Source organism: Tessaracoccus sp. MC1756 (assembly GCF_014164735.1).
In the GTDB taxonomy this organism is placed as follows: domain Bacteria; phylum Actinomycetota; class Actinomycetes; order Propionibacteriales; family Propionibacteriaceae; genus Arachnia.
Window position 1 is genome coordinate 54,335 of the sequence record NZ_JACJFZ010000005.1, and the last position, 16,477, is coordinate 70,811.

The following is a 16,477-nucleotide window of genomic DNA, read 5'->3' on the forward strand; positions in this document are numbered from 1 at the left end:
CCGTGACCCCATCCAATTGCTCACGGTCGTTCCCAGCGGCGGGTCGCAATGTCGGCCACCAGCGCACTGTCGAGCATCATCACGGCCCGACGCAACCCGGTCCCGTCGATACCCTCGGCCGTGTCGATCCGCGGCCGGGTCACGTGCCCGGTGGGACGGTGGGCCACCAGCTCGGCCACGGCGTCGAGGCGCGCCGTCATCTGCTCGCTCAGCATCCGCTCCCTGCGGCCACGCTTCGACATCTCGACGGCGAACGCCTCGTGCTCGTCGATCAGGTCCGGGTCCTCGGTCAGCAGCATCGTGCCGGTGGAGCGCAGCATCTGCAGGCCCCGGCCCAGGTCGCCGCCGCCGAACTCGGCCACGGCGTCGCGGAGGATGGGGTTGTCGTCGCGCACCTGTTCCGCGAGCAGCACTAGGTGGGCGCCCAGGATGCGCTCCTTGCTCCGGGCGTGGGAGTCCTCGGGCGTGAGCCGCACGCGCTCCTGGTCCGGTGCCGACATGGCGGTGGCGTCGAGCAGTTCGCGTCCACGCTCCTCCGGCTGGGCGAGCGTGTCGCGCAACGGGACGGCCTTGATGAACATCGTCCCCGCCAGCGACAGCAGCGTGAGCACGGGCAGGATGATGAAGACCGCCTGCATGGCGTCGCCCAGCGAAGAGCGGAGCAGGTCGGCCAACGGTTCCGGCAGGTAGAGCAGGTCACCGGGATGCAGCACCGCGTTGGGGTTGAGGCCGCCGGTGGGCACCTGCGCCGCCAGCTCGGGGGTCAGCCGCTCCTCGATGCCGCTCATGAGGTGCGTGGTCATGATGGTGCCGGCGATGGCCGTGCCCAGCGTGTTGCCGATGTTGCGGAAGAACTGGAGGGCGGAGGTGGCCACCCCCAGGTCGCGTCGCTGCACCGCGTTCTGCACCGCGAGCACGTAGATCTGGAACGCCATGCCGTAGCCGAAGCCCAGCACCGCGGTGGAGGCCACCAGTTCCAGGCGGCTGGAATCCTCCCCCAGCCGCAGCATCAACAGCGCTCCGATCACCTGCACCACGGCGCCGGCGACGACGAACTCCTTGTAGCGGCCGGTGCGGCTGGTGAGCTGGCCCACGACGATGCCCATGGCGAACAGCACCACGTTCATCGGGATGAGGATGAGGCCCGATTCGGTGGCGGAGACCTGCAGCACGCCCTGGGCATAGACGGGGACGTAGATCAGCACGGCCATCATGGCCATGTTCATGAAGAACGCGCCCGCCGTGGAGAACGTGAAGATCTTGTTGCGGAACAGGTGCATCGGCACGATGGGCTCGTCGGCCCGGTGCTCCACCCAGACGAAGGCGACGCTGAAGACGACACCGACCAACAGCAGCACGATGACCTGCGGCTCGGCCCAGCCGTTCTGCCCGCCCAGACTGATGCCCAGCAGCGCCGCCGACACACCGATGGTCATGGTGGAGATACCCGCGTGGTCGATCTTTCCGCGCACGTATTCCTCGGGGATGTGCAGGTGCCGCAGGATGATCAGCAGCGCGAGCAGGCCCACGGGCATTGAGATGTAGAACAGCCACCGCCAGCTCGACACGTCGGTGATCCAGCCGCCCAGCAGCGGGCCGGCCACCTGCGAGGCGCCCATGACCGCGCCCATGTAGCCCTGGTACTTGCCCCGCTGCCGCGGCGGGATCAGCACGCCGAGGATGGTCTGCGACAGCGGCATGAGGATGCCCATGCCGATGCCCTGGATGGTGCGGGCGACGATGAGGAACCAGAAGCTGAAAGCCATGCCGGAGAGCACGGAGCCGAGCATGAACAGCAGCAGGCCGATGATGTAGAAGCGACGGCGGCCGAAGATGTCGGACAGCTTGCCCGAGATGGGGGTGACCACCGCGCTGACCAACATCACGATCGTGGAGAGCCAGGAATACCAGGCGAGGCCGCCGAGGTCTGCGACGATGCGCGGGATGGCTGGGCCGACGATCGTCTGGGAGATCGAGGCGCTGAACATACCGATCACGAGACCGAAATACGCCCACCGGATGGTCGCGAATTCAAAGGTGGTTGGCTGTCTGGTCACAACCGCCCAATGTACGCCCGGCCCACTCGAGTCCGAAAATCGTTGCGTGGCGCAACGGTGTCACACGGTGCGCACCCAGCGGTCGCCGTCGGGCGCGAAGCCCACCCGGCTGAGGTACTCGCGCAGGTGCTTGTCCGGCCGCTCCACCACGACCCGCTCCAGGCCCAGGTCCTCGAAGATCCCGGAGCGACGGTGGACGAACTCCCCGGGGGTGAAGTCGCGGAAGCGGGGGCTGACCCAGTCCAGTTCGACGACACCCTCACCGTTGCCGTCGTCACGCACCACGGTGACACCGACGGTCTCGTCGCCGCGCACCACCAGCCAGGCGTGGCGGTCGCCCCGTCCGAGGAGTTCGGGCCGGAAGCCGGTGTGGGTGGCGGCCATGTCGTCGGCGTGCACGCTGAGCACCCGCGCCAGGTACGCGTCGTCCGGGCTGACGGGGACCACCTCGTAGACGGCGGCGTCGTGCCGCTCGCGGTAGAGGCGACTCAGCCAGTAGATGTTGATCAGCACGATGACGGCGTTCATCGCCATGAACGGCCACACCTCGATGATCCCGTTGTAGACGGCGGCGATGACGGACCCGGTGAGGTTCATCCAGCGGAACCGGAGCACACTGCCCAGCGTCAGCGACCACACCACCAGGATCGAGCCCAGCCACCCGACGATCTCCAACCACGGCATGCGGATCCCCTTCAGCTCTGTTGCCGATCGATGCTAGCGACGCGCGGGACGCTCGGGGGAAAGCGGGTCGAACCTGTGGGGCAGGACGCCGCACAGGTTCGACAGGAAGGCTCAGCGAACCAGCTCAGGCTTCCGCTCCGTGGCCAACTGCCGGTCGCCCGCCCGGGGGCGCAGCCGGGGCTGCGAGGCGCTGGTCCTGCGGCGCAGGAGGCGCATCGCGTTGATGATGACCACCAGCACGGACGCCTCGTGGACGAGCATGCCGATCGCCATAGTGACGCCACCGAACAGGACGCCGGCCAGCAGGGTGGCCACGGTGATCAGGGCGATAGCGATGTTGGCGCGCATGACCCCGGCCGTGCGCTTGGCCAGTGAGATCGCGTCCGGGATGCGGCTGAGGCGGCTGGTCATCAGCGCGATGTCGGCGGTCTCCACGGCCACCGGCGAGCCGGCGGCGCCCATCGCGATACCGACGTCGGCGAGCGCGAGCGCGGGGGCGTCGTTGACGCCGTCGCCCACCATGGCCACGGTGTGGCCCTCGGCCTGGAGCTTGCGGATGACCTCCAACTTGTCCTCGGGCAGCAGCGACGCGCGGGCGTCGTCGATCCCCACCTGGGCGGCGACAGAATCGGCGACCCGCTGGTTGTCGCCGGTGAGCATCAGGACGCGCTTGACGCCGGCGGCGTGGAGGGAGGCGACGAGTTCGGCAGCTTCCTCACGGACGGTGTCGGCGACCCCGAGCGCCGCGATCACGGTGCCGTCCAGAGCGACGACCAGCGGCGTCTGGCCCGCTGACGACAACTCCTCGACGACAGACCGGGCGAAGCTCAACTCCGCGCCGATCTCCTCCATGAGCGCCAGGTTGCCGACGGCGACCTCGCGACCCTCGACCATCGCGACCACGCCGTGACCGGGCACGGAGCGGACGTGCTCCGGGACGGCTGGGACGGTGATCCCGCGCTCGCGGGCCTCGTCGAGGACGGGCACGGCGAGGGGATGCTCGGAGCCCGCCTCGGCCTGGGCGGCCCAGCGGAGGACCTCGTCGTCGCTGAGGGTCCGGCTGCGGATGTCGGTGAGCCGGGGCTCGCCGCGCGTGATGGTGCCGGTCTTGTCCAGCGCCACCACGTCGATCCTGGCCGCGGTCTCGAGGAACTCGCCACCCTTGATGAGGATGCCGTCGCGGGCGGCGCGGCCGATGCCGGCCACCAGAGCGACGGGCACGGAGATCACCAGCGCGCCGGGGCAGCCGATGACGAGCAGGGTGAGCGCCAGTTCGAGGTCCATCGCGAGGAGGCCCACGACGACAGCCAGCGCGATGATGCCGGGGGTGTACCACTTCGAGAACCGCTCCATGAACTGCTGGGTGCGGGCCTTGGCGTCCTGGGCCTCCTCGACGCGGTGGACGATGCGGGCCAGGGTGGTGTCGGCGCCGACGCCGGTGGCGCTGAGGGTGAGGAAGCCGTCGGCGACGATGGTGCCCGCGTACACCTCTGAGCCGGCCGACTTCTCGACCGGGATGGACTCGCCGGTGATGGCGGCCTCGTCGACGGCGGCCTGGCCGCTGACCACGTCGGCGTCGACGGGCACGCGTCCACCGTTCTTGACGATGACCGTCTCACCGACGCCGACGGTGTGGGCGGGCACCTCGACCTGCTCGCCGTCGCGGATCACCGTGGCGGTGGTGGGCGCCAGCGCGACGAGTTCGGCCAGCGCGGAGCGGGTCTTGGCGAGGGTGGCGTTCTCGAGGGCGTGACCGAGCGCGAAGAGGAACGTGACGGCCGCGGCCTCCCAGTAGTTGGCGATGGCGATCGCGCCGATGGCCGCGACGGCCACCAGCAGATCGATGCCGATGACACCCACGCGCAGCGCGAGCCAGGCCTTCTTGACGACGGGGGCACCGGCCACCACGGCCGCGGCGAGCATGAAGTACTCGCCGACGGACGGAGCGACCTGGCCGAGGACCAGTGCGACGACGATCAGGGCGCCGGAGACGGCGGGGATCGCCCAGCGATGAAGACGGGCATGCATGGCTACCTGACCCCTCAGAAAGCCGACGGACGGGCGGTGTAGCCGACCTTGGCGACGGCGGCGACGAGGTCGTCGACGCTGGTGGCCTGGTCGTCGTGGTCGACCTCGATCCGCGAGGAGGCGAAGTGGACCTTGACGAGGGCGACGCCGGGGAGCTGGCCGACGGCCTTCTCGATCTTGGCGACGCAGGAGGGGCAGCTGAAGCCCTCGGCGCGGAGGATGGTGTGGGTGGTGGTCTGCGTGGTCATGTCGGTTCCTTCTCTTCATTCCGGCGTTGTTGCCGATGAGTTGAAGCTACGACAGAACCGCCACCGGCTCCTTGACCTGCGTCAAGCGCCAACCGAGCAGGCGGGTGCATACTTGAGCCATGTCAACCGGCGATACCTGCGTTTCCCTCGTGCCGATCTTCAAGGGCCTCGACCACACCCAGCAGTTGGAGGTGGCGGGGTTCGCCCGCCCGCTCCACTTCGACGCCGGCGACCAGGTGGTGGCCGCCGGTGACCGCAGCCGCCGCCTCTTCGTGGTGCATTCCGGCCGGGTCCGGGTGGTGCACCTGTCGGAGGGCGGCCGCGAACACGTCGTGCGGGTGCTGAGCGTGGGGGACGTGCTCGGGGAGGACGCCTTCGTCCTGGGCCGTCGGCCCACCCACTACGCCTATGCCGACACCGAGGCGTCGATGTGCACCTTCGACCACGACGACCTCGCCGCCCTGGTGGCCCGCTATCCCGGCATCGCCGTGCGGATGTTGCAGGTCCAGTCGGAGCGGCTGGCCAACGCCGAGCGCATGCTGGCCGCCATGAGCGGCAGCGACGTCGGCGCGCGCCTGGCCAGCTACCTGCTGGATCTGCCCTCCACCTCCGCTCCGGAGGGGGCAGAGGTGGAACTGCCGATGGCCAAGAAGGACGTGGCCTCGCACCTGGGTACCACTCCGGAGACGCTCAGCCGTCAGTTGCGCAAGCTCGTCGACGACGGTGTGCTCGGCCTCCACGGCCGCCGGGGCATCGTGATCCGCGACATCGACGCGCTGCTGGACAGGTCCGGCGCCACGGGCTGAGTCAGAAGTCGCCGGTGCGTTTTACTGCGTGATCTCGTACGCGAGCAGGCGTGCCTTGTCCGCCTTGCTCTCCGAGCCCTGCAGCGCGAGGAGCTCTGCGTAGATGCCTCCGGAGCGCGCCAACTCGGCGGGAGAGCCCACCTCGTCGATGCGGCCCTCGCGGAGCGTCACGATGCGGTCCACCGACGCGATGGTGGAGAGGCGGTGCGCGATGATCAGCGTGGTCCTGCCCACCATGAGTTGCTCGAGCCCGGCCTGGACGGCCCGCTCGGCCTTGGTGTCGAGCGAGCTGGTGGCCTCGTCGAGGATCAGGATGGGGGCGTCCTTCAGCAGCGCCCGCGCCACGGACAGCCGCTGCTTCTGGCCGCCGGACAGCTTGATGCCCCGCTCGCCGATCTCGGTGTCGAAACCGTTGGGCAGGCGGGAGATGAAATCCAGCGCGTTGGCGCGCTGCGCCGCGACGGTGAGTTCCTGGTCGGTGGCTCCGGGGCGGCCGTACTCCATGTTCTCGCGGATGGTGCCGCTGAACAGGTTCGCGTCCTGGAAGACCACGCCGATCGCCTTGCGCAGCGCCACCGTCGGCACGTCGCGGACAGATTGGCCGTGGACGCGGATCTCGCCCTTGGTGGCCGGGTACAGCTTCATGATGAGGTTGACCAGCGTGGTCTTGCCGCCGCCTGATTCGCCGACGAAGGCCACGCGTTCACCGCGGTTGACGGTCAGGTCGATGCCGCGCAGCACCAGGTTGTCGCCGGCGCCATCACCGTCGTCGTAGCCGAAGTCGACGTCGTCGAACGCGATCACCGGGTCGTCGTCGGTCCACTTCACCTCCGCGGTGGGTTCGGCCTCGAGCGCGTTGTTGGGCTCGTCGATCTCCGCCATCACATTGAAGTACTCCTCGCTCCCGACCACGGCGCGCTGGGTGAGGTCCACCCAGTAGCTCATGGAGGTGACGGGCTGGCGGGCCATGGCGGTGAGCTGGATGAGCAACACCATCGCGCCGACGGTGTAGTCGCCGCGGGCCGCCTGGACGAAGATGATGGCGTAGACGCCGAAGAAGACCAGGTCGAGCGCGGCCCGGCGCCAGAAGTCCATTCGGTGCCAGAACGCGGACTGCGACCTGGTGAGGGTGAGCGTGTTGTCGTAGTGCTCGTTGAACCCCTTGAGCTCGCGCTTCTCCGCCACGAAGGACTTGACCACGCGCATCTGGCCGATGACCTCGGCGAAGCGGCCGCCGGCGATGTCGTAGTGGTCGTTCTTCTGCTTCTCCCACACCATCCACCGGCGCGAGGTGATGGCGGTCAGCCACACGAACGTCGGGTAGATGATGATCAGCAGCAGCGACAGCCACGGCGAGTAGAACGCCGTGATGACCAGCACCGCCAGCAGCGTGACGACGGTGGGGAAGAAGCTGTTGGCGAAGGTCTGCAGGAAGTCGGTGATCGAGGTGATGGACCGGTTCAGCCGGCTGACGATCTTGCCGGTCAGTTCGTTGTCGTAGTAGCGCTGTGGCAGGCGCAGGAGCTTGTGGAAGTAGCGACCCGACAGGATGGCGCGCAGCTTCACCGACATCTGGTCGCCGAAGTAGCCGGCGATGTTGGTCAGCAGCGAGTTGGCCAGCGCGATCACCAGCAGCACGACGGCGTACCAGACGAGGTCCGTCCAGGTGCCGCCGTCGCCCGAGGCGATGCTGACGACGGTGTCGGTGGCCCGGCCGATCACGAACGGCGTGAGCAGCGCGGTGGCCGACACCAGGATGGCCCCCAGGACGATGCTGACGTAGAGGGGCCACAATTCCCTGGCCGTTGCCATGATCCGAATGATGCTGCGCACAGCTGAACTCTACGACGACCGACAATTGCCCTGCCCCCAGCGCCGGCCTGACAGGCGACGCGGGCAATCCTGCGGCGCCGACATGGTGGCGTGAGTAGGTTGTGGGCATGCGGACTCTGCGCACGGTCACCCTCAACACGGGCTACGACGACTACTTCACCGTCGGCGACACCGTCTGGGGCGGCGTCTCCCAGATGCACGCCTTCCGTAGCGTCTGTTCAGGGAAGGGCATCAGCTGCGCCCGGGCCGCCGTCGCGTTGGGCGTACCCACGGTCGCCTACGCCCTCGTCGGGGCCGATGACGAGAAGGACTACTCGGGCCGGCTCACGGCGGAGGGGATCGCGCACCGGCTCGTCACCGTGCCAGGCGCGACCAGGCACAACCTCACCCTCATCGATGCCGCGGGCGAAAAGGTGGCGGCACACTTCGTCGCGCAGGGCTTCACCCTCTCCGGGCCGGCCGACGTTCGCCCCCTCGTCGACGCTCTGCTGGCGGATGTGCAGCCGGGCGACATCGTCACCCTCAACGGATCCACCCCCATCGGCCTGCCCGTCACCACGTGGGCCGACGTGGCCCGCGCGGTGCTGGAACGCGGCGCGGAGGTGGTGGTCGATGCGCAGAAGGACGCCCTCGTGGCCGCTCTCGACGTGCCCGGTGTGCTGGCGTTCAAGCCCAACGACGACGAAATCCTGGCCATCCCGGAGGTCGCGGCCGCACCGCAGGAGGATCGGGTCGCCGTCGCGCTGGAGGTCCTCCGCCGCGCGGGGGTTCGGTTACCCATGGTGTCGCTGGGGGCGCGCGGGGTGGCCTATGTCCCGGACCCCCACGGAGCCGCGGAGTACGGCGCGCTGCCCGTCGAGCGACCCATCCAGTCCGTGATGGCAGGCGACTCCTTCGTGGCCGGCCTCGCCTGGGGCCGGCTCGCCTCGGATGAGCCGACGCAGTGGCTGCGGCACGCCCTGGCGGCCGCCGCCGCGCACGTCGAGGGCCGCGCCGGATCCGCCCTCCGGGAGCGCGCGCAACTCAATCTTCCCGCGGCCCGTCTACCATGAGACGGTGATGGTCGGTCGGTTGCTGCGTGCCCTGCTGGCAGCGATGCTGTTGGCGATGGGCCTCGTCGGCACCCCGTCGACGGCCAACGCAGCCTCCGAATACCTCGATGTGGAGATCACCTCCATCTCCACCCCCACGCTCAATCTGGACAATCCCGAGCAGGTCGTCGAGATCCAGGGGCGGCTGACGAACGTCTCCACCACCCCCATCCGCTACGTCAACGTGCACTTCTGGCGCGCCCCGGTGCCCATCCTCACCACCGACGAGCTGACCTCCATCACCGCGAACCTGCCCGTCGGCAACCGGTTGTTCGAAGAATCCGCCGGAAACCTCGACATCCTGACCCGCGACGAGCCGTTCGGCCCCGGCGAGCGCGCCAACTTCACCGTCCGCGCCACCGTCGCCGAGCTCGTCACCGAGGGCCCCTCGCAGGTCCCCCTCGGCCGCGACGACGCGGTCTACCTGCTGGGCGTCCAGGTGCGCGGCATCCCCGACGACGCCGAGAACATGGTGGTCGGCCGCGCCCAGGTCGTCACCCCCGCCACGCAGCAGCCGGTGGGCTCCAGCGCCCTCGTGGTGTTGGCGGGCACCCCCTCGTGGCTGCCGGACGGCACGTTCCTCGACGACTCGCTCACGGAGCAGCTCAGTGGCCGCCTCGAGACCCTCCTCAGCTCCGCCGAACGACCCGGCGTCATCAGCGCCGTGGACCCGGCGCTCTACCAGGCCGTGCAGTGGCTCAGCGCCGAGCACACCGTCGCCGGTGAGGCACGACCCGCCAACGGGGTGGCGCTGCGCTGGGTCGAACGGGTCGACGCCCTGGCCGACGACGGTCGCCTGTGGCGCCTCCCGTTCGCCAACCCGGATCTGGTCCGCGTCGACGCGACCGGCCAGCTGCCGCGTGTGCTGGCCTGGGCGCGCGAGGCCACGCCCGAGGACCTCCTCGAGCTGCCGTCGGTGGCCGTCCTCGACGAGGGCGCCAACACGGATCTGGTCAGCAAACTGGGCGAATTCAGCACCGTGGTGATCCGCAACGCCACCGGCGCCAGCGTCGGCCCGCCCCGCGTGCTCACCGCAGCCCCGCAGGGCGCGGTCACCGCCCTGCCGGCCGGCGTGCAGTTGGCCCGCAAGATCGCCGACGAGCTGCTCGCGCCCCGCCCGCCGTTGTACGTGATCGACACCCCGGAGGCCGCCGCCATCGACAACGAGCTCGCGCCCTACCGCGAGCACGTCCCCGCCACCACCACCCCCGCGGAGCCGCTGCGCTGGGCCGACGCCCAGACGCCGGCGGCCTACCAGGAACTGGTGGCGGCGCTGGACGAACAGACGGGCAACGCCTCGCTGATGGCGGACCTCACCCCCAGCGCCGAGGCCTACGACCTGGCCGCCGTGGGGGCCACCGTCTACTCGAAGGGGTTCCCAACGGAGGCCGCCGCCGTCGACTACCTCAATGCCGCGTCGCCGGCGGAGGTGGACCTCTCTCGCGTGACGCTGCGGGCGGCCGCCAACTACGTGATGGGGGCGCGGGTCAACGAGTTCCCCGCCACGCTCAGCAACGAACTGGACATCCCCATCGTCGTCGGGGTCGAGTTCAGTTCCGACGCCCCGCAGCGCATCAGCGTGCCGGGCGTCAAGGCGGTCGAGGTGCCCGCACGGGGCACCGCCACCATCACGATCACGCCGGAGGCCGCCGCCAACGGTGTCGCCCTGGTGCGGCCCCGGTTGGTGACCGCAGAGGGCCAACTCCTCTCCGAGGGCCCGCCCATCGAAATCACGGCCACCGATCTTGGGCGCGTCGGCTGGATCATCATCGTCGTATCGGGTGCAGTGGTGCTGGGAGGCACCGCGTGGCGCATCGCCGCCGTCCGCCGCGAACGGGCGCGGGCGGATCAAGGCCTTCCGCCGAAGGGGAGCGAGTGAGTCAGGTCAGCAGTACGAAGAGGTTGGTCTCCGCGAGTGCGGTGATGGCGTCGGGGACTCTGATCTCGCGCGTCCTGGGCGTCGTCCGTGTCGCCCTGCTCGCGTTCATCCTCGGTACCGCCACCCGTCAGGCCGACATCTACGGCCTCGCAGACATGGTGCCCAACTCCCTCTACATCCTCTTCGCCGGCGGCGCCCTCAACACAGTGCTCGTGCCGCAGATCGTGCGTGCCATCAAGAAGGACGAGGACGGCGGGGAGGCCTACACCAACCGCATCATGACGGCGTTCATGCTGATCATCACCGCCGTGGCGGTGCTGGTCACCATCGGCGCGCCCGTCGTCGCCCGCATCTACACCTCTGGCTCCTGGCGCGACCCCGGTCTGGCGGCGCAGTACGGCTCCCTCATCGCGCTGATGTTCCTGACGCTGCCGCAGATCTTCTTCTACGGCGCCTTCTTCCTGCTGGGCCAGATCCTCAATGCCCGCGACAAGTTCGGCCCCATGATGTGGGCCCCCATCGCCAACAACGTGGTGGCGATCATCGTGCTCAGCACCTACCTGGTGGTCTGGGGCAACCAGCAGGACCACAGCCAGGCGTTCACCACACCGCAGATCCTCCTGCTGGGCATCGGGTCAACGGCGGGGATCGCCGTGCAGACCCTCGTGCTGCTGCCGTACGTCAGGAAGGTGGGCTTCAAGCTGAGGCCCCGCTTCGACCTCAAGGGCACCGGCCTCGGCCACACCTTCTCGCTCACGAAGTGGACCATCGGCTTCGTGGCCGTGAACCAGCTCGCGCTGGTCGTCGTGCAACGCCTCGCCACCTCGGCCACGGCCACCGGCGAGGGCGCCGGCGTCGTCGCCTACGCCAACGCGCACCTGCTGTGGATCCTCCCCCACTCGCTGATCACGGTGTCGCTGGCCACCGCCATGCTGCCCAGCGCCTCCCGCCTGGCGGCCTCAGGGGACACGGACGGCGTCAGCCAGGAGTTCATGAAGACGGTGCGGCTCGCGTTGATCGTGATCGTCCCAGCCGCCGTCGTGTTCCTCGCGCTGGCCCAGCCCACCACCGGGATCCTGTTCGGGCAGGGCGCCGGCCGATCCAGCTCAGACCTGGTGGCCTGGGCCCTGATGGCCTTCGCTCTCGGGCTCATCCCGTTCACCGTCCAGTTCGTGACGCTGCGGACCTTCTACGCGCTAGAGGACACCCGCACCCCGTTCCTCGTGCAGGTCCTCATCGCGGGGCTGAACATGGTGGGCGCCATCGGCCTGGTCTCAGCCGCGCAGGCCTGGATGGACGAGCCGTCCTCGTGGGTGGCCACCGCGCTCGCGCTGGCCTACTCGGTCGCCTACCTGGCCGGAGTGCTGGTGTCCTGGCGGCTGTTGAAGCGGCGGGTGCCGGGCATCGACGGCGGGGCCATCGGGATGCACATCCTCCGGCTGCTGCTGGCCTCGGCCGTCGGCGGCGTGCCCGCCTACTTCCTTGCCGGTTGGCTGACCCGCCTGATCGATTCCCAGTTCCTGGGCAACGTCGTGGCGCTGGCGCTGGGCGGGCTGCTGATCCTCGGCAGCTTCGTCGGCATCGGCAAGCTGCTGAAGGTGCGCGAACTGACCAGCCTCTCCACCCTGCTGAGCAGCCGCTTCGGACGCCGCGGCCCAGCCACCCCCGGGGCCCAGCCCGCCACGGACGCGCCGCACGGCGACCGTGATGACAGCGCCGCCCGCGACGACGAGGCGCTCGTCATGACGGCCATCACCGGCCCGCTCGACTTCGACTCGGGGCCGCCCACCGTCATCCGTAACCGTCCCCCGATCGTGCAGCGCACGTTCGATGCCCACCCCGCCTGGCCCGTCGACAACGAGGTCGCCGCCGGAGCTGAAGTTGAGGACATCGCCATGGACCGTCATCCCGAACCCGACATCGACGACGACCCCACCGGTCCGTTGGACCTGGAGGGTCTCTTCCGCGAGGAGCAGAAGGGGCAGATCGCCAGCGTCGGCACGCTGCTCAACACGCGCTACGAACTCGTCGAACAACTCGCCGAGCGGCATGGCGCGGAGACGTGGCGGGCACACGACCAGGTGCTGTCGCGCGATGTCGTCGTGCACGTGCTCGCCCCCGGCGACCCCCGGAGCCCAGAGCTGCTCCGGGCCGCGCGCAAGGGCGCCGCCGCCACCGATTCGCGCTTCCTGCGCGTCCTGGACGCGGACGAGACGGTGGACCGCGACCAGGGCATCGGCGCATACGTGGTGGCCGAGTACGCCTTCGGGCGCTCGCTGACGGACCTGCTATCGAAGGGCCCGCTGAGCGCGATCGAGGCGGCCTACATCGTGCGCGAACTGGCAGATGCGCTGGTCGGCGTGCACGCGCAGGGCCTGTTCCACGAGCAGATCACCCCGGACAACGTCATCATCACCACCTCCGGCGCGGTGCGGCTGGTGGGCTTCGGGATCGAGGCCACGCTGGCCCGCGGCGACGCGGAGGACACGGCCTGGTCCACCCGGGAACGGGCCGACGTCGTCGCCCTCGGCAGCCTGCTGTACGCCACGCTCGTGCGCCATTGGCCCGGCGGCGCTGCCTGGGACCTGCCGGCGGCCCCCATCATCGCCGGCGAGACCGCGCCCGCCCACACGGTGCAGGTGGGCATTTCGCCCGCGCTCGACCGGATCTGCTCAGCCACGCTCACGGAGCGCGGCGACCTGAGCGTCCCGCGCATCCTCAGCGCCTCACAGCTCGTCGCCGCCCTCGACGAGGTGCTCGGCAGCGCGGACGCGTCCCTTGACCTGGAGCAGCGGGTGCGCTCGTGGCACGGCCTCGACGACGTTCCGCCCCGCCCCGCCCTGTTCCGCGAGACGGAGGTCATCCGCCGCTCCGACGACGCCGTGGCCGCGCCCCCCACTGTGACGCTCCCTGCCGCCTCGGACGACGACTCGCTCTTCGGCTTCGGCCGGGAGTCGCGCCAGGACGAGGCGCCCGTCAGGGAGGGCGCACGCCCCGGCCGCAACGGTCGCCTCTGGTGGATCCTGCTGGCGCTGGCCGTCATCGGGCTCGCCATCGCACTGGTCTTCAGCCTCTTCGGCGGCAACGATCCGCAGCCGGCGAACCCCACCACCCCCGGCGGGACCAGCGCCATTCCCGTCTCGCCCGGCGAGACGACACCCGGCAACGGGGAGAGCACGGTCGCGTCCGGGCCCATCACCGTGGCAGAGGTGACCGACTTCGACCCGGAGACCGACGGCGGCAACAACGAGGAAGTGCCGGACCGGGCCGCCAATGTCGTCGACGGGGACCCGGCCACCACCTGGCAGACCATGCGCTACCTCCGCAACCCCAAGCTCGGGGGGCTGAAGCCCGGCGTGGGCCTGCTGCTGGACCTGGGCGAGCCGCGCACGGTGAGCAGCGTCACCCTCACGCTGGTGGGCGCCACCTCGGTGGAGATCCGGGTGCCGAAGGGCGAGACCCCATCGATGCGCACCGAGGCCGACTGGGAGATCGTCGGGGCAGACCCAGCCGCCAACGGCACGGCCACCGTCACCCTCACGGAGCCTGTGGAGAGCCAGTGGGTGCTGGTGTACTTCACTGAATTGCCGGCCGTCGAGGGCGGGTTCCGCGCTGAGGTAGCCGAGGTCACGCTGCAGTAACCGGGCAGGTCAGCCGGCCCCGAGCACCTTGTCCAGGTCGTAGCTGAGCGGTTCCTCGAGCTGGTCGTAGGTGCACGACTCCGGCTCCCGGTCGTCGCGCCACCGCACGAACTGCGCCGTGTGCCTGAACCGGTTCCCCTCCATGTGGTCGTACTTCACCTCCACCACCCGCTCCGGCCGCAGGGGCACGAACGACAGGTCCTTCTTCGCGTTCCACCGCGAATGCTGCGCAGAGGTCGGCGTGCGCTGCGCCGCGGCGATCTCCGCCCATGGGTGCGCATCGGATTCGTCGACGAGGGTCTGGATTTCCGCGAACAGCTCGCGCCGCCGTTCCATCGGGAACGACCCGATCACGCCCACCGAGTTGAGCGTCCCGTCGTCGGTGTACAGGCCCAGCAGCAACGAACCGATCGCCTCGGTCTCGCCCTTGTAGAGGCGGTAGCCGGCCACGACACAGTCGGCCGTGCGCTCATGCTTGAGTTTGTACAGGACGCGCTTGTCCTCCTGGTACACCTCGTCCAACGGCTTGGCGATCACGCCGTCGAGCCCTGCGCCCTCGAACTGTTCGAACCACTCCATCGCGGTCGGCTCGTCGCTGGTGGCCTGGGTCAGGTAGATCGGCGGCTTCGCCTTCTTCAGCGCCTTCTCCAGCGCCTTGCGGCGCTCCTTGAACGGCTTCTCGGTGTAGTTGTCCATGCCGAGGGCCAGCACGTCGAACGCGACGAAGCTGGCGGGCATGAGCTTCGACAGCTTCTCGATGCGCGAGGCGGCTGGGTGGATGCGCTGCTGCAGGGCGTCAAAGTTGAGGCGGTCCCCGGTCTCGGGGTCGATCATGATGATTTCACCGTCGATCACCGAGTGGTCCGGGAAGTTGTCGATGATGGCCCCGACCAGCTCAGGGAAGTATCGGGTCATCGGGCGCTCGTTGCGGCTGCCGATCTCCACGTTGTCGCCGGAGCGCCAGATGATCGAGCGGAAGCCGTCCCACTTGGGCTCGAACAGGTACTCGCCCTTCGGCAGCTTCTTCACCGGCTTGGCCAGCATCGGCCCGAACGGCGGCACGACGGCGGTGCCCCACTCGGCGTCGCGCTCGGCCTTGGGCGCGAGGTAGTCGTCGTCGGTCTTGTCCTCGCGGCGCTTCGACGGCGGCACCCGAGGCGGCTCCCCGGGCATCTTGGGGTAGTCGGGCGGGAAGTTGAGCTCGCCCAGGCCGCGCTCGAGGTCCTTCTCCCACAGGGCCAGGGCGCCGTCGATGGTGCCCGCCTCGTCGTCGATGTCGGCCCAGGCGCAGCCGCGCTCCGCCACGATGCCCGGCGCCGTGTGGACGGTGAACTGGTGCGGCTCCACGTCGTCGAGGTCCTCCCAGCGCACGGGCATCGACACAGGGGCACCGGGGAGGGGGCGCGGAGAGTAGGCGGCGGCGATGGTGCGGTCGCGGTTGGCCTGGTTGAAGTCGACGAAGACGCGCTGGCCGCGCTCCTCCTTCCACCAGCTGGTGGTGACCAGGTCCGGCATCCGACGCTCCAACTCGCGGGCAATGCCGATCACGCCGTGCCGCACGTGCTGGAACTCGTGGGTGGGCCTGATGCGGGCGAAGACGTGCACGCCGCGGTTGCCGGAGGTCTTGGCGTAGGCCTTGAGGCCCACCTCGGCCATCACTTCGCGCAGCGCGTGGGCGGCCTTGACGGCGTCCTTGAAGTCGGTGCCGGGCTGGGGGTCGAGGTCGATGCGCAACTCGTCGGGCTTGTCCACGTCGTCCTCACGCACCGGCCAGGGGTGGAACGTGATGGTGCCCATCTGCGCGGCCCAGGCGAGGTCCGCCGGCTCGTCGAAGACCAGCTGCTCGTGCCGTCGGCCCGACGGGTAGGTGCACATGACGGTGCGGAGGAAGTAGGGCGCACCGCGCGGCGGCCGCTTGGAGAAGAACTCCTCGCCCTCGATGCCCTCTGGGAACCGCTGCAGCGTCATCGGCCGGCGCCCGTTCAGGTGCAGGAAGGCGTCGGAGACGGCCAGCAGGTAGTCGGCGAGGCCGCGCTTGGTCACGGCGCCTGCCCCGTCGTCGGGCCACAGCACCTTGTCTGGCGAAGAGAGTTTCAGCTCCCGCTCGCCGTAGGGTCCATCGATCTTGAGGATCACCGGCTCAGCCATGCGCCAAGGCTACTTCCCGAGGGGGCAGAGTGAAGTTGTGCAGCGGACTTGGTGCACAACTT

General features: G+C 69.5%; 10 protein-coding genes. 4 read left to right on the plus strand and 6 right to left on the minus strand.

All coding sequences use genetic code 11. The features are described 5' to 3' along the window. Positions 1–20: 20 nt before the first annotated feature. The 4 genes from H5393_RS11930 to H5393_RS11945 all read right to left on the minus strand — a co-directional run bounded on the left by H5393_RS11930 (position 21) and on the right by H5393_RS11945 (position 5,017). Complete coding sequence (locus H5393_RS11930; RefSeq protein ID WP_182766847.1) at positions 21–2,057, minus strand: MDR family MFS transporter; 2,037 nt, start codon at positions 2,055–2,057, stop codon at positions 21–23. A gap of 60 nt (positions 2,058–2,117) precedes the next feature. After that, a complete protein-coding gene (locus tag H5393_RS11935) occupies positions 2,118–2,741 on the minus strand; it encodes a hypothetical protein (RefSeq protein ID WP_182766848.1) in 624 nt (207 codons plus the stop codon). A gap of 111 nt (positions 2,742–2,852) precedes the next feature. Then, positions 2,853–4,769 (minus strand): cation-translocating P-type ATPase, encoded by a 1,917-nt coding sequence (locus H5393_RS11940; protein WP_182766849.1) that lies wholly within the window; start codon positions 4,767–4,769, stop codon positions 2,853–2,855. 14 nt (positions 4,770–4,783) lie between these two features. After that, positions 4,784–5,017, minus strand: a complete 234-nt coding sequence (locus H5393_RS11945; RefSeq protein ID WP_076062205.1) for a heavy-metal-associated domain-containing protein — start codon at positions 5,015–5,017, stop codon at positions 4,784–4,786. A gap of 119 nt (positions 5,018–5,136) precedes the next feature. On the opposite strand from H5393_RS11945, the gene H5393_RS11950 reads away from it, so the two are divergent. Further along, a complete protein-coding gene (locus H5393_RS11950) occupies positions 5,137–5,823 on the plus strand; it encodes a Crp/Fnr family transcriptional regulator (protein WP_182766850.1) in 687 nt (228 codons plus the stop codon). A 21-nt stretch (positions 5,824–5,844) separates the two neighbouring features. Here the strand turns inward: H5393_RS11950 and H5393_RS11955 are convergent, their stop codons facing one another. Then, the gene (locus H5393_RS11955; protein WP_182766851.1) at positions 5,845–7,656 is read right to left on the minus strand and encodes an ABC transporter ATP-binding protein; all 1,812 of its coding nucleotides are present in this window, start codon (positions 7,654–7,656) and stop codon (positions 5,845–5,847) included. A 107-nt stretch (positions 7,657–7,763) separates the two neighbouring features. Here H5393_RS11955 and H5393_RS11960 point away from each other — a divergent pair, with 107 nt between their 5' ends. Genes H5393_RS11960 through murJ form a run of 3 tightly spaced genes read left to right on the plus strand, consistent with a single transcriptional unit; the run spans position 7,764 to position 14,267 of the window. Continuing rightward, positions 7,764–8,708 (plus strand): 1-phosphofructokinase family hexose kinase, encoded by a 945-nt coding sequence (locus H5393_RS11960; RefSeq protein ID WP_182766852.1) that lies wholly within the window; start codon positions 7,764–7,766, stop codon positions 8,706–8,708. A 7-nt stretch (positions 8,709–8,715) separates the two neighbouring features. Beyond that, on the plus strand, positions 8,716–10,626 hold the full coding sequence (locus tag H5393_RS11965) for a DUF6049 family protein (protein ID WP_255436508.1): 1,911 nt from the start codon (positions 8,716–8,718) through the stop codon (positions 10,624–10,626). Continuing rightward, the gene (gene murJ, locus H5393_RS11970) at positions 10,623–14,267 is read left to right on the plus strand and encodes a murein biosynthesis integral membrane protein MurJ (RefSeq protein WP_182766854.1); all 3,645 of its coding nucleotides are present in this window, start codon (positions 10,623–10,625) and stop codon (positions 14,265–14,267) included. Before H5393_RS11965 ends, murJ begins: the two co-directional genes overlap by 4 nt. A gap of 9 nt (positions 14,268–14,276) precedes the next feature. On the opposite strand, the gene H5393_RS14920 is transcribed toward murJ, so the two are convergent. Further along, the gene (locus H5393_RS14920) at positions 14,277–16,415 is read right to left on the minus strand and encodes an ATP-dependent DNA ligase (RefSeq protein WP_182763033.1); all 2,139 of its coding nucleotides are present in this window, start codon (positions 16,413–16,415) and stop codon (positions 14,277–14,279) included. Between the last annotated feature and the right edge of the window lie 62 nt (positions 16,416–16,477).